This is a genomic window from Roseateles asaccharophilus, from assembly GCF_031458115.1.
GTDB lineage: Bacteria > Pseudomonadota > Gammaproteobacteria > Burkholderiales > Burkholderiaceae_C > Pelomonas > Pelomonas asaccharophilus_A.
Window position 1 is genome coordinate 70,040 of the sequence record NZ_JAVDXV010000003.1, and the last position, 20,338, is coordinate 90,377.

Sequence of the window (20,338 nt, forward strand, 5' to 3'; positions counted from 1 at the left end):
CCGACCATGAACGTCATCCGCTTCTCCGACCTGATCGCCGCCGGCAAGGTGGCCGGCCAGCGCGTCTTCATCCGCGCCGACCTGAACGTGCCGCAGGCCGACAACGGCAAGATCACCGAAGACACCCGCATCCGCGCGTCGCTGCCGGCCATCAAGATGGCGCTGGACGCCGGCGCCGCCGTCATGGTCACGTCCCACCTGGGCCGCCCGACCGAAGGCGAGTTCAAGCCCGAGGATTCGCTGGCGCCCGTCGCCGAGCGCATGGCCGAGCTGCTGGGCCGCCCGGTGCCGCTGAAGGCGAACTGGGTTGACGGCGTCGACGTGAAGCCGGGCGAGCTGGTGCTGCTGGAGAACTGCCGCGTCAACAAGGGCGAGAAGAAGTGCAGCGAGGAGCTGTCGCGCAAGCTCGCGGCTCTCTGCGACATCTTCGTGCACGACGCCTTCGGCACCGCCCACCGCGCCGAGGCCACCACCTATGGCATCGCCAAGTTCGCCAAGGTCGCGTGCGCCGGCCCGCTGCTGGCCGCCGAGATCGACGCCATCTCCAAGGCGCTGGCCAACCCCAAGCGCCCGCTGGTCGCCATCGTGGCCGGCTCCAAGGTGTCGACCAAGCTGACCATCCTGCAGTCGCTGTCCAAGAACGTCGACGGCCTCATCGTCGGCGGCGGCATCGCCAACACCTTCATGCTGGCCGCCGGCCTGAAGATCGGCAAATCGCTGGCCGAGCCGGACCTGGTGGACCAGGCCAAGGCCGTCATCGCCGCGATGGCCGCGCGCGGCGCCGCCGTGCCCATCCCGGAAGACGTCGTCACCGCCAAGCGTTTCGCCGCCGATGCCGAGGCGACCGTCAAGGCCGCCACCGACGTGGCCGACGACGACCTGATCCTGGACATCGGCCCCAAGACCGCCGCCAAGCTGGCCGAGCAGCTGAAGGCCGCCGGCACCATCGTCTGGAACGGCCCGGTGGGCGTGTTCGAGTTCGACGCTTTCGCGGGTGGCACCGAGACGCTGGCGCGTGCCATCGCCGAGAGCAGCGCCTTCAGCATCGCCGGCGGCGGCGACACGCTGGCGGCCATCGCCAAGTACGGCATCGAGAAGGACGTGGGCTACATCTCCACGGGCGGCGGCGCCTTCCTGGAAGTGCTGGAAGGCAAGACGCTGCCGGCGTTCGAGATCCTCAGCCAGCGCGCAGCCGGCTGACACCCGGATCGGACTGGCGGCCTGAGTGCCGTAGGTCACGGTTTCTCACCCGCCCCCGGGGTGGGCACCCTGGACGGGTCTGACGCCGCACCGCCAGAATGGTCCCATGGTTCTGCGCTGGCTGCTGGCCCTGCTCATCCTTGTGACGTTCGTGGGGCTTTATGCCAACGAGCACTGGATGACCCGCCGCCTGGCGCTGGACGGGCTAGGGCCGACTCAACACCTGGAACTGGTCGACGACAGCGGCAGCGGCGGCACGAGCAAGGCCCGCTTGGTCGGCAAGCCCGGCGGCCCGCTGGCCATGCAATGCGAGATTCGGCCCGTCTACCAGTGGCCGTTCTGCGAACTGCAGATCGAGATGAAGGAAGGCGACCTCGACCTGCGCCGCTTCAGCCACATCCGGTTGTGGCTGCACGCCGAGGGGCCGACGCTGGACAAGGGGGCCGCCCAGGTGCGTGTGTTCCTGCGCAACTTCAACCCGGTGTATTCCAAGGCCGCTGAGGCCGAGGACCTGAAGCCGCAGGAGGTGGGCTTTGCGCCCGGCGCCCAGCCCCAGCCGGTGGAGCTGCGGCTGTCGCAGTTCGTCGTCAGCTCCTGGTGGGCCCAGACCCATCCGCTGCCTGTGTCGCTGGTGGGGCCGGAGCTGGACCGCATCCGCATCATCAGCTTCAGCACCAGCGGCCAGGTCGCGCCCGGCACGCACGTGATCCGCGTGGACCGTGCGGAGCTGGTGGGCGACTGGGTCGCACCCGAGACCTTCCGCCTGGGCCTGGTGGGCCTGTGGATGTTCAGCCTGCTGGGCTATCTGGTCTGGGAGAGCCGGGCGGTGCGTGGGCGGCTGCGGCGCTCCGTCAGCCGCTCGCGCGCGCTGGAGAAGCTGGCGTTGCGCGATGCGCTGACGCAGGTGGCCAACCGCGAGGGACTGAGCCGTGCACTGGAGCTGCTGATCCGCTCGCAGGGCGAGCTGATCTTTCCGTTGTCCGTTGTCTTCGTCGACGCCGACCATTTCAAGGACATCAATGACCGACATGGTCACGATGTGGGAGACCAGGTGCTGCAGCTGCTCGCGCAGACGCTGCGCGCCAACCTGCCGCGCGACGACCTCGTGGCGCGCTGGGGTGGCGAGGAGTTCGTGCTGGTCATGCCGCAGACGCCAGCCGCCGAGGCGGTCGCCGTGGCCGAACGCCTGCGCCACGTGCTGGCACACACGGCCTGGCCGGCCGGCCTGTCGGTGACGGCGAGCTGGGGCGTGGCGCAGGCCGACAGCGAAGCCGCGCTTGAAGAAGCGATGCGGGAGGCCGACCAGGCCATGTACCGCGCCAAGCACGCGGGGCGCGATCAGGTGATATCGGCTTCGGCATAGATTTTCAAGAAACCTGCATCGGCAGGCCATGAAACGCGGCGTAATCTTGCGGGTTCCCCCTGAGAGAGACACTGCCATGGAAAAGAACAACGCTCCCTTGTCGCCTGCCGAAGCCGCGCTGCGCGACGCCGCCCGTGAGTACCACCGCGCCCCGACGCGTGGCAAGATCTCGGTCACGCCGACCAAGGCGCTGAGCAACCAGCGCGACCTGTCGCTGGCCTATTCGCCAGGCGTGGCCTATCCCTGCCTGGACATCGAGAGCGACCCGGCGCTGGCCGCCGACTTCACGTCGCGCGGCAACCTGGTGGGCGTCATCACCAACGGCACCGCGGTGCTGGGCCTGGGCGACATCGGCCCGCTGGCCGCCAAGCCGGTCATGGAAGGCAAGGGCTGCCTGTTCAAGAAGTTCGCCGGCATCGACGTGTTCGACATCGAGCTGGCCGAGCGCGACCCGGACAAGCTGATCGCCATCATCGCGGCGATGGAGCCCACGCTGGGCGGCATCAACCTCGAGGACATCAAGGCACCCGAGTGCTTCTACATCGAGCGCGAGCTGTCCAAGCGCATGAACATCCCGGTGTTCCACGATGACCAGCACGGCACCGCCATCATCTCGTCGGCCGCGCTGCTGAACGGGCTGGAGCTGGTGGGCAAGGACATCGGTGCCGTCAAGGTCGCCGTGTCGGGCGCCGGTGCGGCCGCCATCGCCTGCCTGGACGTCATGGTGGGACTGGGCGTGAAGCGCGAGAACATCTTCGTCGTCGACTCGCGCGGTGTCATCCAGAGCGAGCGCGAGGACGCGAAGGCGGGCAAGCTGGACGAGTCCAAGCAGCGCTACTGCCAGGTCAGTTCGGCGCGCACGCTGGCGGATGTCGTCGAGGGCGCGGACGTGTTCCTCGGCTGCTCGGCGGCTGGCGTGCTGACGGCGGACATGGTCAAGACTATGGGCACGCAGCCCATCATCCTGGCACTGGCCAACCCCGAGCCGGAGATCCGCCCCGAACTGGCCAAGGCCGTGCGGCCGGACTGCATCGTCGCGACGGGCCGCTCGGACTACCCGAACCAGGTCAACAACGTCTTGTGCTTCCCCTACATCTTCCGCGGCGCGCTGGACTGCGGCGCGACCAAGATCACCGAGGGCATGAAGCTGGCCTGCGTGCGCGAGATCGCCGCGCTGGCCAAGGCCGAGACCTCGGATGAAGTGGCCGCCGCCTATGCCGGCCAGGAGCTGGCCTTCGGCCCCGACTACATCATCCCCAAGCCGTTTGACGCGCGCCTGATCCTGCGCATCGCGCCCGCGGTTGCCGCAGCCGCGGCGGCCGATGGCGTGGCCACGCGGCCGGTGGAAGATCTGGCGGCCTACCGCCAATCGCTGGAGCGCTTCGTCTACCAGACCGGCATGTTCATGCGCCCGGTGTTCGCGGCGGCCAAGGCCGAGAAGGCCCGCGTCATCTACGCCGAGGGCGAGGACGAACGCGTGCTGCGCGCCGTGCAGGTGGCGCTGGACGAGGGCCTGTGCCGGCCCACGCTGATCGGCCGCCCCGAGGTGCTGGCGGCGCGCATCCAGCGCGCCGGCCTGCGGCTGAAGCTGGGTGACGATGTCGCCGTCATCGACCCCGAGGACGACCCGCGCTTCCGCCAGTACTGGGAGGCCTACCACCAGCGCATGAAGCGCAACGGCGTGACGCCCGAGATGGCCAAGTCGGCCGTGCGCCGCTCCAACACCGCCATCGGCGCGCTGGCCATCGAGCTGGGCGATGCCGACGCGATGATCTGCGGCCTGGTGGGCAAGTTCGACCGCCACCTGGAGCAGGTGCGCGACCTCGTGGGCCTGCGTGCCGATGCCCGCCAGTTCGCCGCGATGAACGCGCTGATCCTCGACCAGATGACGCTGTTCATCACCGACACCTTCGTCAACGACGACCCGAGCGCCGAGGCGCTGGCCGACATCGCCGCGATGGCCGCCGAGGAGGTCAGCCGCTTCGGCCTGCCGCCCAAGCTGGCTTTCGTCAGCCACTCGATGTTCGGCTCCAGCACGCGACCGTCGGCGCTGAAGATGCGCCGTGCGCACGAGTTGTTCGCGGCCGCGCACCCCGAGGTGGAGTGCGACGGCGAGATGCACGGCGACGCGGCGCTGTCCGAGAGCGTGCGCCAGGCCTTCCTGCCCGACAGCAAGCTCACTGGTGCCGCCAACCTGCTGGTGCTGCCCACGCTGGACGCCGCCAACATCCTGTTCAACGTGCTGAAGATCAGCGCCAGCCAGGGCGTCACCATCGGCCCCATCCTGCTGGGCGCGGCGGCCCCGGTGCACATCCTCACGCCGTCGGCCACGGTGCGCCGCATCGTCAACATGACGGCGCTGGCGGTGGCGGACGTGCGCGAGGCGCGGCTGGCGAAGGGCTGACTCGTCGAGGCCGGTGGTGCTACGCTGCCAGCCGGCAGTTCCTGATGCCCGAGCCCGCGTGAAGCCCGACGCCCGTCTCCACCGCCGCCTGCTGGTCGCGCTACTGAGCGCATGCCCAGCCGCGTGGGCGCTGGCCGCCGACCTGGTGCTGTACTACGAGGAGCGGCCGCCGTTGATGAGCCGCCATGGCGACCTGCTGACCGGCGTCCAGGGGGCGCCGGCGATGGCCATCCTGCAGCGGGCCGGCCTCAAGGTGGAACTGAGCGAGGCGCCCGTGGCCCGTCAGGTGGCCATGATCACGCGCAACGCCGAGCCGGCCTGCGCGCTGGGCCTGTACCGCACGTCGGCGCGCGAGCAGGTGGGCCGGTATTCGCGGCTGCCGGTCTACAGCAGCCCGCCACAGAGCCTGATGATCCGCAAGGATGGCCGGCTCAAGGAGGTCCAGCGTTTTGCCGCCGTGGTGCAGTCGCCCGCCGTCACGCTGGCGCTGCGCCATGGCTATTCCTACGGCGCAGAGACTGACAAGGCGCTGGCCGAGGGCAGCGCGAAGATGCTCCGGTCGTCGGACAACAGCATGGCCCGTGTGCGCCTGGTGCTGCTGGGCATGGCGGATGCGGCCTTGTTCACCGATGAAGAAGGCGAAGCGCTGATCAAGCAACTGGGCGAGGCCGGGGGCGCGCTGGAACTGCGCCGCCTGCCCGATGCGCCGCCCGGGGAAGGGCGCTTCTTCTTCTGCAGCAAGGCGCTACCGGACCGGCAGATGCGGGCCCTCGACGACGCGATGGCGCCGTCTCGCTAGCCCGGCGTGCCGCCTTCGGGCGGGCGACGCGCCGACCAGCCCGCCGCCGCCCCGAACTGCGCGAGCGCCACGCCGGCCAGGATCAGCGCCGCGGCCAGGATCTTGTGCAGCGAGAAGGCCTCGCCACCCCAGGCCCAGGCGGTGATGCCGGCAATGGGCGGCATCAGGTAGATGAACGGCGCCGTGCGCGCCACGCCGCGCTTCTCGTTGGCCCAGCCCCAGGCCAGCCAGCCCAGGAAGCCGCCGCCGGCCACCTGCCAGACCGTGCCGCTCCACACCCAGGCGGGTTGGGCTGCCCAGTCCAGCGCAGCCAGTTCAGGCGCGCACCACAGCAGCATGGGCAGCGTGCACACCAAGCTGCCGTAGCCCAGCACCGTGACGCCGCCGTGATGCTGGATCAGCGGCTTGGCCGCCACCGTGTAGTAGCTGAACAGCGCGGCGGCCATCAGCAGCGTCAGGTCGCCGAGCCCGGCCTGCCAGTCGGCTGCCAGCAGCTTGTCCGACGTGAACAGCAAAGCGCCCATGGCGGCCGTTGCGACGCCGGCGATCTGGCCTTTGGAGAGCGTCTCCACGCCGCTGAAGCGCAGGATCAGCAGCGTGAACACCGGCCCGCAGGCCAGCAGCACGCTGGCGCTGAACGCGGTGGAGCCCTGCATGCCGTAGGTCGACGCCATCAGATGCAGGCCCTGGCCCACCAGCGTCAGCCGCACCAGCGGCCACACCTCGGCGCGGTCCAGCCGCGGCCAGTTCCAGCGAAAGCGCCAGTACAGCAAGGCGACCGCGCACAGCGGCATCAACAGGTAGCGCAGGCCCAGGAATGCGGCCGGGCCCACCTGCGTGAACAGCGCCTTGGCCAGCGGGAAATTGAGACCCCACACCAGCACCACGGCCAGGGCCGCGAGCAAGGGGGCGGTGGGGTGCTGCTTCATCGGTTAGCATCTTCTCATATGAGAGAAGAATTCTCAGATGTGAGCGAAGAAGGCCAGTTCGAACGTCAACTGGCGGAACGCCTGGCCGCGCTGCGCACGGCGGCGGGCTGGTCGCTGGACGACCTGGCCACACGCAGCGGCGTCAGTCGCGCGACGCTGAGCCGACTGGAGCGCGCCGAGACCAGCCCGACCGCCACGCTGCTGTCGCGCCTGGCCCGCGCCCATGGGCTGCCGCTGAGTCGGCTGCTGACCGAAGCCGAGGTGCTGCCGGTACGCCTGCTGCGCGCCGCCGACCAGCCGCGCTGGCACGACCAGCAGAGCGGCTTCGAGCGCCTGATGCGCTGCCCGCCGCTGGCCGGCTTCGCCACCGAGGTCATCGAGGCGCGGCTGGCGCCTGGCGCCGAACTGGCCTACGACGCGCCCACCGTCGCGCGGCTGGAGCACCACCTGTGCCTGTTGGACGGGCAGCTGCGGCTGACGCTGCAGGGCCAGGTGTTCGAGATGGCCGCGGGCGACTCCATCAGCTTTCGCTGCCTGGGGCCTAGCGTGTTTGCCAATCCCGGTGCCGATCCGGCGCGCTACCTGCTCGCGATGACTGTGCCCAGCTTGTAACTGGTATCTAACCACCATGAGTTCACACCTGACCCCGCGTCTCGCCCCACTGGACCCCGGTCACCCCGACGCGCAAGCGCTGATGGCGCAATCCGAGGCGTTGATGAGCAGCCTCTATCCCAGCGAAAGCAACCACTTCGAGCCGGCCGACGGGCTGCGCGCGCCGCATGGCGCGTTCTGGGGGCTGTGGCTGGGCGACACGCTGGCCGGCTGCGGTGGCGTGAAGTTCCATGCCCCGCCCGGCGAGCCGGCCTATGGCGAGATCAAGCGGCTTTTCGTGCTCGACAGCGCACGTGGCAAGGGCGCGGCCAAGCAGCTGATGGCCCGCCTGGAAGGCGAGCTGCTGCAACGTGGCGTGCGCATCGCGCGGCTGGAGACCGGCATCCACCAGCCGGAGGCGTTAGGGCTGTACCGGCGGCTGGGCTATGTCGAGTGCGGGCCCTTTGGTGGCTATGCACTCGACCCGCTGAGTGTTTTCTTCGAGCGGACGCTGTAGCCCTATTCGCACCGAAACGCGGCGAAACTCCGGCGGGCTTGAGCGGACCATAATTCCGCGCCCCCCAGAAAGTTGAGACAAGCCATGACCCGCGCCACCAAGATCGTCGCCACCCTCGGCCCCGCTTCCAACACGCCCGAGGTACTCGAGCAGATGATCCGAGCCGGCGTCGACGTCGTGCGGCTGAACTTCTCGCACGGCAAGGCACAGGATCACATCGATCGCGCGAACATGGTCCGCGCCGCGGCTGAGCGCGTCGGCAAGTCGGTGGCCATCATGGCCGACCTGCAAGGCCCCAAGATCCGCGTCGGCAAGTTCGAGGGCGGCAAGATCGAGTTGATCCCCGGCGCCAAGTTCGTGCTGGACGCCGACCGCACCGAGCTTGGCAACCAGGAGATCGCGGGCCTGGACTACAAGGAACTGCCGCGCGACGTGAAGCCCGGCGACACGCTGCTGCTGAACGACGGCCTGCTGGTGCTGACCGTGGACCATGTGCGCGGCGCGCAGGTGCACACCACCGTCAAGCTGGGCGGCGAGCTGTCCAACAACAAGGGCATCAACAAGCAGGGCGGCGGCCTGACGGCCCCGGCGCTGACCGGCAAGGACATGGAAGACATCAAGACCGCGATGTCCTTCCAGTGCGAGTACCTGGCCGTCAGCTTCCCGAAGAACGCGACCGACATGGAAATGGCGCGCCAGCTGGCCAACGTGGCCGGCGAGCCCTACCGCCACAAGCCGGCCATGATCGCCAAGATCGAGCGCTACGAGGCCATCCCCCACCTCGAAGCCATCCTGAAGGCCAGCGACGGCATCATGGTGGCCCGCGGCGACCTGGCCGTCGAGGTCGGCAACGCCGCCGTGCCAGCGCTGCAGAAGCGCATGATCAAGCTGGCCCGTGAGCTGGACAAGGTGTCCATCACCGCCACGCAGATGATGGAGTCGATGATCGTGAACCCGGTGCCCACGCGCGCCGAGGTGTCCGACGTGGCCAACGCCGTGCTGGACGGCACCGACGCGGTCATGCTGTCCGCCGAGACCGCGGCCGGCAAGTTCCCCATCGAGACCGTCGAACAGATGGCCGCCATCGCGCTGGAGGCCGAGCGCGCCGAGTACGTGACGCTGGACACCGACTTCGCCGGCCGCCAGTTCGGCCGCATCGACCAGTCCATCGCGATGGGCGCGCTGTTCACGGCGCACCACCTGGGCTGCAAGGCCATCCTGGCGCTGACCGAATCGGGCTCCACCGCGCTGTGGATGAGCCGTCACCGCATCAACGTGCCCATCTTCGGCCTGACCAGCCAGCTCGTCAGCATGCGCCGCATGGCGCTGTACCGCAACGTCACGCCGCTGCTGATGCCGCAGTTCGTCGATCGCGACCAGGCGCTGGCCGCGGCCGAGAAGATCCTCGTGGACCGCGGCGTGCTGCGCCCCGGCGACACCTACGCCATCACCTGTGGCGAGCCCATGGGCTATCCGGGCGGCACCAACATGCTCAAGGTGTGCCGGGTGGGCTGACCCACCCCTTGATGCCGGCTCAGCGCGCGGCGGCGTCCAACGCCTCGCGCACCGCCTGCAGATAGGCCGGGAACTCTTGCACATCGCCGTGGCCCGCCCCAGCCACGGTCACATAGCGCGCCTGTGGCAGCTTCTCCCGCAGCGCCTCGCTGTGGGCGGAAGGGATCAGCGTGTCCTGGTCGCCGTGCAGCAGCAGGCTGGGGCCGGTCAGCTGAGGCGCCAGCGCCTCGGTGTCCAGCGGATAGCGCAGCAGCGCGCCAGGCACCCACGGGTAGTGCTGGGCGGCCAGCGCCGTCATGCTGCGATAGGGCGAGATCAGCACGGTCAGCTCCGGCCTGACCTCGGCGGCCAGCCCGGCGGCCAGCCCTGTGCCCAGTGAGCGGCCGGCGATGACGCGGGTCTTGCCGGCGTACTGCGATGCGATCTGCTGCCAGGCCGCGCGGGCGTCGTCGCGCAGCTCGACCTCGCTGCTGATGCGTCCGCCGCTTTTGCCGTAGCCGCGGTAGTCCAGCATGAAGAGGTCGTAGCCGGCCTGTCGGTAGAAGTCGGCGTGGCCAAACCAGGTCTGCAGGTTGCCGGCATTGCCGTGCAGATAGAAGACGACGCCGCGCGGTGCCGGCAGCCGCAGGTGCAGCGCGTGCAACCGCGTGCCGTCCGGTCGGGCGATGTCGACCTCATGCACGTCGGGGCCGAAGTCGAAGCTGTGGCTGGCCGGCAGCGACTCGGGCACGAACAGCAGCCGCTCCTGGCCCCACCACAGCGCGCCCAGCAGCGCGAGGTAGGCGGTGGCGACGAGGCCCATCAAGGTCAGCAGCATGCGCAGCATCGTGCGCGCCGCTGCGGGCGCCCCGCGTAGGACCGCACGCCGGGCGTTTGTCACCCACCAGCCCTGCGCGCGAGGCGGCGCGTGCCGCCAACGGCCAGCGTGAAGAAGGCGTCGTCGGCCAGGCCCAGCTCGGCGCGCTGGCGGGCCAGCTGCCGCGGCGGCTCGTCCAGGGGCTCGTCCGTCAGTTCGAACGTGCCCCAGTGCACGCCCAGCGAGCGCTTGGCGCCCAGGTCCGCATGCATCTTCAGCGCCTCCTCGACGTTGACGTGCTGGTCGGCCATGAACCAGCGTGGCTCGTAGGCGCCGATGGGGATCAGCGCGATGTCAAAGCCGCCTTCGCGTTGCCGCTCGGCGTAGCGGGCGCGGATGTCGGCGAAATCGCGCGAATAGCCGGTGTCGCCGGCGAAGAACAGCTGGCAGTCCGGCGCGAACACCGCGAAGCCGCCCCACAGCGTCTTCATGCGGTCGTTCAGCCCGCGCGCCGACCAGTGGCGGGCGGGTACCAGCGCGATGTCGACGCCGTCCAGCCGGGTCTCCTGCCACCAGTCCAGCTCCACGACGCGGCGGATGCCGCGCGCCTCGAACCAGGCTTTAAGGCCCAGCGGCACGACGTACAGCGGCGAGCCGCCGGGCTGGCGGCTGAGCGCACGGCAGGACGGCAGGTCCAGGTGGTCGTAGTGGTTGTGCGAGACCAGCACGGCGTCGACGTGTGGCAGTTCGCGCAGCGCCACGCCGGGGGGCTGCTCGCGCTTCGGGCCGGCGAAGCTGAACGGCGACGCGCGCTCCGAGAAGATGGGGTCGGTCAGCAGGCTGAGTCCGCCCAGCTGCGCGAGCACGGTGGCGTGGCCCACCCAGGTCACGGCCGGCTGCTGGGCAGGGCCCGCGTTGGCGCGGATGAAGGCCAGGTCGGGGGCCTGCGTCGGGATGGGGGCCTGCGGCCGCGGCGGCAGGCCCAGGCGCGACGCGTTCCAGCGCCAGCGCAGCACGTCGGCCAGCGACTTGGGCTGGAAATCCGCGTCGTTGTTCTGGAAACCGTCGTCGCGGTGATGGCTGGGTCGGCTCAAGAGACACCTTCAGTCGGGGGATGGCGCCCGCATTTTCGTGCGCCGGTCACGGCGTGCCCATGACCCGACACGGGCGCAACCCGGCGCCGGGCGGCATGATGCGCACCGATGACGCAGACAGGGTTTCGACGGCGGGTGGGCAGGCTGTGCGGCGCGGTGGCGCTGCTGGCTTCGTTCGTCTGCGCGGCGGCGCCACCGCCGCTGGTGCTGCTGATCGACACCAGCGCGCAGATGCCCCAGGCGCGCGTCGAGGGCGACCGCGTCGTCGAGGGGCTGCACCTGGACCTGGGCCGCGCGCTGGCGCGCCGGCTGGGCCGCGAACTCGTCGCCAAGCCGGTGCCGCGCAAGCGCCTGGCCGAGGCCTTGCAGCGCGGCGAGGGCGACCTGCTGTGCGACTACCTGAGCGAGTGGGTGCCCGGCAGCTTCGCGTGGAGCCGCCCCTTCATTCCGGACCAGGCGCTGCTCGTCAGTGCCGCCACGGCGCCGGCGCCCGCCGGGCTGTCGGCGCTGGCCGGCCAGCCGGTGGGCACGGTGCGCGGCTATGTCTATCCGGAGATGTCGGAGGCGCTGCGTGATGGCTTCAAGCGCGACGACGCGCCCGATGCGGCCACCAACCTGCAGAAGCTGCAGCGCGGCCGCGTCAGCCATGCGCTGACCGGCCGGCGTGCGCTGGGCTATCAGCAGCGCATGGGCGCGGTGCGCCTGGCGCTGCATCCGCCGCTGGTGGTGTCCGAGGTGCTGGCGCAGTGCGCGCTGTCGCCCACCGCACCGATAGACGTCAACGCGTTGAACACGGCCATCCAGGGCCTGGTGGCCGATGGCGAACTGAACCGCTTGCTGGCGCGGTATCAGTAGGGCCTGCTCCCGTAGTGCCAACAGGCGCAGAACGCGCCGTCGGGCCCGCGCATCAGGTGCGGTCGCGCACGCCTTTCTGCTCGGCCAGCACGCGGCCCAGGAAGATGGGCTGGCCGCCGTTCACGTCGGTGAACGTGAAGCCGTCGGGCGACGTGGCGAAGTGGATGTCGTGCGTTTCGTCCTTGAAGTGGAAGAGCAGGTAGGCCGTCTGTCGGCTGCTGCGGGCGGCTTGGCCGCGGGCAAGGCGGGCAGCTTGGGGACGATGTTCAGCAGCTTGTCCGGGTTTGCCACTTCCAGCGGTGGCACCTTGGCGAACGCCGCCGGGGCGAGCAGGGAGAGGGCGCGCAGGGCCTTCTTCAGCTTCATGCGAGAAGCATGCATGTGAAACGGCCCGCGCAGTGGCGGGCCGTTCAAGTGCTCAAGAAGCTGATCAGCCTTCAGCGATGCGCTTGGCCAGATGCGCCAGCGCTTCCTCGACCTGGTCGACGAGCACCAGGCACAGGTCGCCCGGCTGCAGGCGCGACAGCGCGCGGTCGATGGCCGTGAACTCGCCGACGATCTCTTCGATGTGCGTCGTGCGCGTGGCGCCTTCCAGCCCCGATCGCAGCAGCGCGACGACCTCGCCGGCCTGGCGGCCGCGCTGGCAGGCGTCTTCGTAGAGGATGACGTCGTCAAACGCGGCGCCGAGGATCTCGGTCTGCACGCGGATGTCCTCGTCGCGCCGGTCGCCCGCGCCGCTGATGACGACGCTGCGCTTGTTGGCGGGCATCGCGGCGATGGCACCGACCAGCGCCTTCATCGCGTCGCCGTTGTGGCCGTAGTCGGCGATGACCGTCGCGCCGCGATAGTCCATCACGTTGAAGCGGCCGGGCGCGTTGTCGGCATCGTTGGCGAAGCTGCCCACGCCGCGGCGGATGGTGTCCCAGTCCAGCCCCACGCCCCAGGCGGCGGCGACGGCAGCCATCGCGTTTTCGACCTGGAAGCCGATGACGCCGTTGCGCGTCAGCGGAATGTCGCGCAGCGGGATGCTCTCGCGCCACACGCCTTGCGCGGCGACGAGTTGGTCGCCGTCCACGTAGACGCAGCGCTTGCCCTGCGCGCGGTGCGTGGCCATCAGCGGGTGGTGGCGGTCCACGGCGAAATAAATGACCTGGCCGGGGCACACGGCCGCCATGTTGGCCGTCAGCGGGTCGGCCGCATTCAGCACCGCGAAGCCGTTGGGCGCCACGTTCTGCACGATGACGCGCTTGACCAGCACCAGGTCTTCCGCGGTGTGCAGGAAGTTCATGCCGAGGTGGTCGCCCTCGCCGACGTTGGTGACGACGGCCACCTGGCAGCGGTCGAAGCCCAGGCCTTCGCGCAGGATGCCGCCGCGGGCGGTTTCCAGCACGGCGGCTTCCACGTCCGGGTGCATCAGCACGTTGCGCGCGCTCTTGGGGCCGGAGCAGTCGCCGCTGTCGATCTGGCGCCCGTCCACGTAGACGCCGTCGGTGTTGGTCATGCCGACCTTCAGGCCGCAGCTGGCGAACATGTGCGCGATCAGGCGCGTCACCGTGGTCTTGCCGTTGGTGCCCGTGATGGCGACGACCGGGATGCGCCCGTCCTCCGCCTTGTTGCCGCTGCCGAACAGGTGGCCCACGATGCCTTCGCCGACGTTGCGGCCCTTGCCGTAGCTGGGCGACAGGTGCATGCGCAGGCCCGGTGCGGCGTTGACTTCGACGATGCCGCCGTTGATCTCCTCCAGCGGGCGCAGCACGCTCTCGGCGACGACGTCCACGCCGCAGACATGCAGGCCCACGACCTGCGCCGCGGCAATCGCACGCGCCGCGACCTCGGGGTGCACGTCGTCCGTCACGTCGGTGGCGGTGCCGCCGGTGGACAAGTTGGCGTTGTTGCGCAGGATGACGCGCTGGCCCTTCTCTGGCACGGACTCCGGCGTCAGGCCTTGCTGCGTCAGCCGCGCGACCGCGATGTCGTCGAAGCGGATCTTGGTCAGCGACGTGGCGTGGCCGTCACCGCGGCGCGGGTCCGAGTTCACTTTGTCGACCAGTTGCTTGACGGTCAACTGGCCGTCGCCGATGACGTGCGGCGGGTCGCGGCGCGCGGCGGCGATGAGCTTGTCACCGATGACCAGCAGGCGGTAGTCGCCGCCGGGCAGGAACTTCTCCACCATGACCTGGCCGATCTCGTCGGCGGCCTTGTAGGCGATGTCGAAATGCTCGCGCGTGACGACGTTGACCGTCACGCCCTTGCCCTGGTTGCCGTCCTGCGGCTTCACGACGACCGGCAGGCCGATCTCCTGCGCGACGGCCCAGCCGTCGTCAGGCGAGTCGACCGGGCGGCCGATGGGCACCGGCACGCCGGCGGACTGCAGCAGGCGCTTGCAGAGGTCCTTGTCCTGCGCGATGGATTCGCTGACGGCGCTGGTCGCATCCACCTCGGCGGCCCAGATGCGGCGCTGCTTGGCGCCCCAGCCGAACTGCACCAGGCTGCCCTGCGTCAGGCGGCGGAACGGAATGCCGCGCGCGATGGCCGCGTTGACGATGGAGCCGGTGGAGGGGCCCAGGCGGATGTCCTCGTCGAGCTCACGCAACGCGGCCAGCACGGCGTCGGCGTCGAACTCGCCACCCTCCTTGGCGGCCTGGATGAGCTTGACCGCGTGTTCAAAGGCGAGGCGGCCCACGTCCTCCTCGCTGTACTCGATGACGATCTGGTAGGTGCCCGCCTCGGGCGTCACATGCGTCTGGCTGAAGGTGACCGGGCAGCCGGCCTGGGCCTGCAGGGCCAGCGTGGCCTGCTCCAGCACCTGGGCCAGCGAGGTGTCGGAGCGCAGTTCGCCGATGGTGGGGAAGAGCCGGCGCAGGCTGGCCTCGAAGCCGGGCAGGCGCTCCAGCGAGCGCTCGGTCTCGTTGCAATGCACGACGGCTTCGATGGCCGTGTGCCGGCTCCACATGTTCGGGCCGCGCAGCGCGCGGGTGCGGGAAACGTCCATGTTCTTGTGAGGGTCTGTTGACGCTATGGCAAGGGGGCGCGAAGGCCCGCCGCCACGGGCCAATCTAGGCGCGGCACGCTGCCCGCACTGATGTGCGGGCAAGTGTCGCAACAACGAGTGGCCCGTGGCGGCGGGCCTTCCCGGAGGGTTGTGATCAGAAAGGCCGCATGCGGCGTTGCAAAGCCTCGCCGGGCAACCAGCCCGGCTGCGATTTGCGCCTTGCCTGTGGCCTTTCTGATCACAACGCGCCCCCTTGCCATAGTGTCAACAGACCCTGCTCAGGCGAGGTGGAGTTCGGGGACGAAGGTGTCGAGGCCGGCGGCGATCAGCTCGGGCGAGATGCCCAGCGCCCAGGCGGTGGCGACGGCGGCCAGCAGCGTGGAGGCGTCGGCCTTGTCGGTGCCGAAGCGGCCCAGCAGGGCTTCGATGTTGGCGCCGGGCGTCTCGGCCGGGCCTTGCGCCAGCACGGCGGCGCCGCCGCGCAGGAACACGGCGCGGCCGCCGCGGTCGCGGTGGTGCAGCACGGCTTCCAGGCCGCCGTCCTCGGCGTAGAACACGACCTCGCCGTCGCTCAGCTCGGCCATGTCCACGAGGCGGGCGTGGGCCGCATTCAGCACGCTGGCGCCTTCGCTGAGCACCACGTCCACCTGCGTGCGCAGCACCTTGTAGAGCTGGTCGCTGTCCTGCACGTCGTAGTCGGCCAGCGCGGCAATGCCGTCCAGGTCGGTGACGACGCCGACCTGGCAGCGGTCATAGGCCAGGCCGTCGCGCAGGATGGACGCCGGGTCGTTCTCGATGACGGCCGCGTTGACGACGCGGTTCATCAGCAGGCGGTGGGCGGCATCCCAGCGCGCGCTGTTGGCCTTCTCGACGCGGCGCGTGCCCAGGAACAGGCCGTCGCGGCAGGCCAGGCCCACGTGGCGGCCGTTCAGGTGCAGCAGCCACGCGACCAGGCGCGCGATCTGGCGGCCGCCCTGCGAGCCGGCGATGCCGACGATGGGGATGCGGCCGGTCTCGTCCTCGGCGAACAGGTGGTCGATGATGGCCTGGCCCACCGGCTGCGGTGCGCCGCCGGCCGGCTTCAGGTGCATCAGCAGGCCGGGGCCGGCATTGACCTCGACGATGGCGCCGCCGGTCTCGCTCAGTGGCTTGGCGATGTCTTCGGTGACCAGGTCCACGCCGGCGATGTCCAGGCCCACGGTGCGCGCGGCCAGCGACACGGCGTGCGCGACCTCGGGGTGGACCTCGGCCGTGCAGTCGATGGCGACGTTGCCGTTGCGCTGGATCAGCACGGCCTTGCCGGCGGGCGGCACGGCTTCGGGCGCGAAGCCCTGGCGCTGCAGGTCCAGCAGCACGACGGGGTCTTCGCCCAGCAGGATCTTGTTGAGCGGGAAGTCCTCGGTCAGGCCGCGGCGCGGGTCGGTGTTGATCTGCAGGTCGATCAGCTGGGCCACGGTGTGCGTGCCGTCGCCATGCACCCAGGCGGCTTCACCACGTGCTGCCGCAACGACCTGGCCGCCGACGACCAGCACGCGGTGCTCGTTGCCGCGGATGTAGCTCTCCACCAGCACCGACGAGCCTTCCTCGTCGGCCAGCTTGAAGGCGGCGGCGCAGTCGGTCTCGTTGGCGATGTCCAGCGTGACGCCGCGACCGTGGTTGCCGTCGCTGGGCTTGATGACGACGGGCAGGCCGATGTCCTGCGCGGCTTCCCAGGCTTCCGCGGCGCTCTTCACCTCCTGGCCGTCCGGCACCGGCACGCCCACGGCCTTCAGCAGCGTCTTGGTCAGGTCCTTGTCGCCGGCAATGCCTTCGGCGATGGCGCTGGTCATGTCGGTCTCGGCCGTCCAGATGCGGCGCTGGCGCTGGCCGTGGCCCAGTTGCACCAGGTTGCCGTCGTTCAGGCGGATGTGCGGGATGCGGCGGTCGGTCGCGGCGGCGACGATGGCGGCCGTGGACGGGCCAAGGTAGCAGTCGTCCAGCTTGTCACGCACACGGGCGACAGCGGCGGGCACGTCGAATGCCGCGTCGTTGATCATGGCCATGATCAACGCATGACCCTCAGCCAGAGCCGCCCGGGCGACCTGTTCGTCACGCGCCCGGAACACCATGCGGTAGACGCCGCGCTGGCTGGTGCTGCGCGTCTGGCCGAAACCCGTGGGCATGCCGGCCAGGTTCAGCAGCTCGATGACGATGTGCTCCAGCACATGCCCCATCCAGGTGCCGTCGCGCAGGCGCTCGATGAAGCCGCCGCGCTCGCCCACGCCGCAGTGGTGCTCGATCAGCGCGGGCAGGGCGGTCGTCAGGCGGTCGTTGAAGCCCGGCAGCAGGTTGGAGGGGAAGTCCTCCAGCTCTCCCAGGTCCAGCCAGACCTCCAGCACCGGCCGGTAGGTCCACATGTTGGGGCCGCGCAGGTAGTTGATGCGCAGCAGACGGATGTCGTTCTTCTTGCTCATGGGATAGGGAATTGGCGCTGGGACAGCGCGGGACATTGTGCGCCCAGTCATAGCGGAGAATGCCCCGCAGCCTGTCGACTCAACAACTAAATGCAAGACCTTCCTCCCGTCGAAGCGCCCCATCCACACAACGCCGCCCTGCAGGGCCGGCTCATGGCTGGCGAGAACGTGGTGGCTGCGCTGGAGGTTGACCTGGACGAGCAGGGCCGCTTCGCCCGCGGCCTGATCGCGCTGACGAATTCACGGGTGCTGGCGCTCGAACCGGGCAGCGGCAGCTGGAGCGAGTTCCCGCTGGCGCTGGGCCAGAGCCTGCGCCTCAGCGACCACGGCGGCTTGGCCTTCATGGAGCTGTTCGACGCGCAGCGGCGCCTCGCGCGCTGGCGTTTCACGCTGGCTTGCAACCCGCAGGCCGTGCGCTTCGTGGACGCCTTCGACCGCGAGGTGCAGCGCCTGTCGGGCCATGTGGTGCGCGACGAGGACGAGGAGGGCGAGGAGTCCGACTTCGATTTCGGCGAGGCCAGCGCACCACCCAGCACCTGGGTGCTGCTGCGGCTGTGGCGCTTTGCGCGGCCCTACCAGGGCCAGCTCTTGCTGGGCTTTGCGCTGATGCTGGGTGCCACCGGCGCCACGCTGGTGTCGCCCTACCTGACGATGCCGCTGATGGACCGGGTGCTGATCCCGTTCCAGAACGGCCAGGCCATTGATACCAGCCTCGTCACGCTGCTGCTCAGCGGCCTGCTGGGCGCGGCGCTGGTGTCCTGGGTGCTGGGCTGGGCCAAGACGTATTTGTTGGCTTTGGTGTCGGAACGTATCGCCGCCGACCTGCGCACGGCCACCTTCGAACACCTGCTGGGCCTGTCGCTGGAGTACTTCGGCAACAAGCGCACCGGCGACCTGATGGCGCGCATCGGCTCCGAGACCGACCGCATCAGCGTGTTCCTGAGCCTGCACGCGCTGGACTTCATCACCGACGTGCTGATGCTGGGCATGACGGCCATCATCCTGTTCAGCATCCACCCCGGCCTGGCGCTGGCGACCCTCGTGCCGCTGCCCTTCATCGCGTGGCTGATCCACCTCGTGCGCGACCGGCTGCGCACCGGCTTCGAGAAGATCGACCGCGTGTGGGGCGAGGTCACCAACATCCTGGCCGACACCATCCCCGGCATCCGCGTCGTCAAGGCCTTTGCCCAGGAGCGGCGCGAGGCCAAGCGCTTCAAGGAGGCCAATGCCAACAACCTGCACGTCAACGACCGGCTGAACAAGACCTGGAGCCTGTTCACGCCCAGCGTCGCGCTGCTGACCGAGATGGGCCTGCTGGTGGTGTGGGGCGTCGGCATCTGGCTGATCGCGCACCAGAGCATCACCGTGGGCGTGCTGACGGCCTTCCTGGCCTACATCGGCCGCTTCTACGCGCGGCTGGATTCCATGAGCCGCATCGTGTCCGTCACGCAGAAGGCCGCAGCCGGCGCCAAGCGCATCTTCGACATCCTCGACCACGTCTCCAACGTGCCCGACCCAGTCAACCCGCAGCCGTTCGAGAACGTGACGGGCGCCATCTCAATGCAGGGCGTCAACTTCCGCTACGGATCGCGCTCGGTCATCCGCAGCCTGAACCTGGACATCCGCCCGGGCGAGATGGTGGGCCTGGTGGGGCACAGCGGGTCCGGCAAGAGCACGCTGGTGAACCTGATCTGCAGGTTCTACGACGTGACCGAGGGTTCCATCCGCGTCGACGGCGTGGACCTGCGCCGCATCAAGGTGAGCGACTACCGCCGCCACATCGGCCTGGTGCTGCAGGAGCCCTTCCTGTTCTTCGGCACCATCGCCGAGAACATCGCCTACGGCAAGCCCGACGCCACGCGCGACGAGATCGTTGCCGCCGCGCGCGCGGCCCATGCGCACGAGTTCATCCTGCGCCTGCCGCATGGCTACGACAGCCTCGTCGGCGAGCGCGGCCAGGGCTTGTCGGGCGGCGAGCGTCAGCGCATCTCCATCGCGCGTGCGCTGCTGATCGACCCGGCCATCCTGATCCTGGACGAAGCCACGTCGGCCGTCGACACCGAGACCGAGAAGGAAATCCAGCGCGCGCTGGACAACCTCGTGAAGGGCCGCACCACCATCGCCATCGCCCACCGGCTGAGCACGCTGCGCAAGGCCGACCGGCTGGTAGTCATGGATCGCGGCGAGATCGTCGAACTGGGCCCGCACGATAAGCTGATCGACCAGCAAGGCCACTACTGGCGGCTGTGGGAGGCGCAGGCCCGGCGTGTCGATGCCGAGGCCGGCGACGACGGCGGCCTGATGGTCGTCGCGCCCAACCCCAATGCCCACACGGTGAACGCATGAGCGAACTGCCCTTCCGCGACCTGCAGCTGGACGCTCACGGCAAGCTGCAGCTGACCGACCTGAACGGCACCGTGCATGCCGGCGTGACGCCTGTGCGCGCCCATCCGATCTCGGCGCCCGACGAAGGCCTGAGCCTGGTGGGCAGCCATGGCCACGAGCTGGCCTGGGTGGAGCGCCTGTCCGCACTGCCGGATGGCCCGCGCGAACTGCTGGAGGCCGAACTGGCCGCGCGCGAGTTCCACCCGACGCTGCTGCGGCTGATCTCGGTCAACACCTTCGGCACGCCCAGTACCTGGCGCATCGAGACGGACCGCGGCGAGGTGGACTTCGTGCTGAAGAGCGAGGAAGACATCCGCCGGCTCGACGAGGGCCGGTTGCTGATCACGTCCACGCATGGGCTGCAGCTGAACGTGCCGGACCGCTGGGCGCTGGACAAGGCGTCCAAGAAGCTGCTGGAACGCTTCCTCTAGAAACGACAAAGGCC

The 20,338-nt window shown here is 69.7% G+C and carries 16 protein-coding genes; 10 read left to right on the forward strand and 6 right to left on the reverse strand.

The genetic code is table 11. From position 1 onward, the window contains the following. Positions 1–6 precede the first annotated feature (6 nt). The 4 genes from J2X21_RS08750 (at position 7) to J2X21_RS08765 (ending at position 5,766) form a co-directional block, all read left to right on the forward strand. Positions 7–1,200: a phosphoglycerate kinase gene (locus J2X21_RS08750; RefSeq protein WP_310327391.1), complete on the forward strand. Its 1,194-nt coding sequence runs from the start codon at positions 7–9 to the stop codon at positions 1,198–1,200. Between the two features lie 106 nt (positions 1,201–1,306). Beyond that, a complete protein-coding gene (locus tag J2X21_RS08755) occupies positions 1,307–2,563 on the forward strand; it encodes a GGDEF domain-containing protein (RefSeq protein ID WP_310327395.1) in 1,257 nt (418 codons plus the stop codon). A gap of 76 nt (positions 2,564–2,639) precedes the next feature. Continuing rightward, positions 2,640–4,967, forward strand: a complete 2,328-nt coding sequence (locus J2X21_RS08760; protein WP_310327398.1) for an NADP-dependent malic enzyme — start codon at positions 2,640–2,642, stop codon at positions 4,965–4,967. Positions 4,968–5,025: 58 nt separating this feature from the next. After that, the gene (locus tag J2X21_RS08765) at positions 5,026–5,766 is read left to right on the forward strand and encodes a transporter substrate-binding domain-containing protein (RefSeq protein ID WP_310327401.1); all 741 of its coding nucleotides are present in this window, start codon (positions 5,026–5,028) and stop codon (positions 5,764–5,766) included. Here J2X21_RS08765 and J2X21_RS08770 read toward each other — a convergent pair. Beyond that, entirely contained in the window at positions 5,763–6,695 is a 933-nt protein-coding gene (locus tag J2X21_RS08770; RefSeq protein ID WP_310327403.1) for a DMT family transporter, read from the reverse strand. The genes J2X21_RS08765 and J2X21_RS08770 overlap by 4 nt on opposite strands. Before the next feature lie 39 nt (positions 6,696–6,734). On the opposite strand from J2X21_RS08770, the gene J2X21_RS08775 reads away from it, so the two are divergent. From J2X21_RS08775 to pyk, 3 genes are all read left to right on the forward strand, one after another. Continuing rightward, positions 6,735–7,307: a helix-turn-helix domain-containing protein gene (locus J2X21_RS08775; RefSeq protein ID WP_310327405.1), complete on the forward strand. Its 573-nt coding sequence runs from the start codon at positions 6,735–6,737 to the stop codon at positions 7,305–7,307. A 16-nt stretch (positions 7,308–7,323) separates the two neighbouring features. Then, positions 7,324–7,803 carry a GNAT family N-acetyltransferase gene (locus J2X21_RS08780; RefSeq protein ID WP_310327407.1) on the forward strand — a complete coding sequence of 160 codons (480 nt, stop codon included), beginning with the start codon at positions 7,324–7,326 and terminating at the stop codon, positions 7,801–7,803. Positions 7,804–7,887: 84 nt separating this feature from the next. Continuing rightward, a complete protein-coding gene (gene pyk / locus J2X21_RS08785; protein WP_310327409.1) occupies positions 7,888–9,318 on the forward strand; it encodes a pyruvate kinase in 1,431 nt (476 codons plus the stop codon). Between the two features lie 19 nt (positions 9,319–9,337). On the opposite strand, the gene J2X21_RS08790 is transcribed toward pyk, so the two are convergent. Further along, positions 9,338–10,135: an alpha/beta hydrolase gene (locus J2X21_RS08790; protein WP_310327412.1), complete on the reverse strand. Its 798-nt coding sequence runs from the start codon at positions 10,133–10,135 to the stop codon at positions 9,338–9,340. Between the two features lie 59 nt (positions 10,136–10,194). Beyond that, positions 10,195–11,208 (reverse strand): MBL fold metallo-hydrolase, encoded by a 1,014-nt coding sequence (locus J2X21_RS08795; protein WP_310327414.1) that lies wholly within the window; start codon positions 11,206–11,208, stop codon positions 10,195–10,197. Positions 11,209–11,316: 108 nt separating this feature from the next. On the opposite strand from J2X21_RS08795, the gene J2X21_RS08800 reads away from it, so the two are divergent. Further along, positions 11,317–12,063 carry a substrate-binding periplasmic protein gene (locus tag J2X21_RS08800; RefSeq protein WP_310327416.1) on the forward strand — a complete coding sequence of 249 codons (747 nt, stop codon included), beginning with the start codon at positions 11,317–11,319 and terminating at the stop codon, positions 12,061–12,063. A 120-nt stretch (positions 12,064–12,183) separates the two neighbouring features. Here the strand turns inward: J2X21_RS08800 and J2X21_RS08805 are convergent, their stop codons facing one another. The 3 genes from J2X21_RS08805 to J2X21_RS08815 form a co-directional block, all read right to left on the reverse strand. Continuing rightward, the gene (locus J2X21_RS08805; protein ID WP_310327418.1) at positions 12,184–12,429 is read right to left on the reverse strand and encodes a hypothetical protein; all 246 of its coding nucleotides are present in this window, start codon (positions 12,427–12,429) and stop codon (positions 12,184–12,186) included. 64 nt (positions 12,430–12,493) lie between these two features. Continuing rightward, positions 12,494–15,055, reverse strand: coding sequence for a cyanophycin synthetase (gene cphA / locus J2X21_RS08810; protein ID WP_310327420.1), 2,562 nt, complete (start codon positions 15,053–15,055; stop codon positions 12,494–12,496). A 278-nt stretch (positions 15,056–15,333) separates the two neighbouring features. Beyond that, complete coding sequence (locus J2X21_RS08815; RefSeq protein ID WP_310327422.1) at positions 15,334–17,508, reverse strand: cyanophycin synthetase; 2,175 nt, start codon at positions 17,506–17,508, stop codon at positions 15,334–15,336. A 90-nt stretch (positions 17,509–17,598) separates the two neighbouring features. Here J2X21_RS08815 and J2X21_RS08820 point away from each other — a divergent pair, with 90 nt between their 5' ends. Together J2X21_RS08820 and J2X21_RS08825 are read left to right on the forward strand one after the other, a co-directional pair. Further along, complete coding sequence (locus tag J2X21_RS08820; protein ID WP_404666522.1) at positions 17,599–19,854, forward strand: cyanophycin metabolism-associated ABC transporter; 2,256 nt, start codon at positions 17,599–17,601, stop codon at positions 19,852–19,854. After that, the gene (locus J2X21_RS08825; protein ID WP_310327426.1) at positions 19,851–20,324 is read left to right on the forward strand and encodes a cyanophycin metabolism-associated DUF1854 family protein; all 474 of its coding nucleotides are present in this window, start codon (positions 19,851–19,853) and stop codon (positions 20,322–20,324) included. Before J2X21_RS08820 ends, J2X21_RS08825 begins: the two co-directional genes overlap by 4 nt. The last annotated feature ends 14 nt before the right edge of the window (positions 20,325–20,338 follow it).

Coding starts and splice junctions, on each gene's coding strand:
- J2X21_RS08750 (WP_310327391.1), top strand. CDS start 7: ATGAACGTCATCCGCTTCTCCGACCTGATCGCCGCCGGCAAGGTGGCC.
- J2X21_RS08755 (WP_310327395.1), top strand. CDS start 1,307: ATGGTTCTGCGCTGGCTGCTGGCCCTGCTCATCCTTGTGACGTTCGTG.
- J2X21_RS08760 (WP_310327398.1), top strand. CDS start 2,640: ATGGAAAAGAACAACGCTCCCTTGTCGCCTGCCGAAGCCGCGCTGCGC.
- J2X21_RS08770 (WP_310327403.1), bottom strand. CDS start 6,695: ATGAAGCAGCACCCCACCGCCCCCTTGCTCGCGGCCCTGGCCGTGGTG.
- J2X21_RS08780 (WP_310327407.1), top strand. CDS start 7,324: ATGAGTTCACACCTGACCCCGCGTCTCGCCCCACTGGACCCCGGTCAC.
- pyk (WP_310327409.1), top strand. CDS start 7,888: ATGACCCGCGCCACCAAGATCGTCGCCACCCTCGGCCCCGCTTCCAAC.
- J2X21_RS08790 (WP_310327412.1), bottom strand. CDS start 10,135: ATGCTGCTGACCTTGATGGGCCTCGTCGCCACCGCCTACCTCGCGCTG.
- J2X21_RS08800 (WP_310327416.1), top strand. CDS start 11,317: ATGACGCAGACAGGGTTTCGACGGCGGGTGGGCAGGCTGTGCGGCGCG.
- J2X21_RS08805 (WP_310327418.1), bottom strand. CDS start 12,429: ATGAAGCTGAAGAAGGCCCTGCGCGCCCTCTCCCTGCTCGCCCCGGCG.
- cphA (WP_310327420.1), bottom strand. CDS start 15,055: ATGGACGTTTCCCGCACCCGCGCGCTGCGCGGCCCGAACATGTGGAGC.
- J2X21_RS08815 (WP_310327422.1), bottom strand. CDS start 17,508: ATGAGCAAGAAGAACGACATCCGTCTGCTGCGCATCAACTACCTGCGC.
- J2X21_RS08820 (WP_404666522.1), top strand. CDS start 17,599: ATGCAAGACCTTCCTCCCGTCGAAGCGCCCCATCCACACAACGCCGCC.
- J2X21_RS08825 (WP_310327426.1), top strand. CDS start 19,851: ATGAGCGAACTGCCCTTCCGCGACCTGCAGCTGGACGCTCACGGCAAG.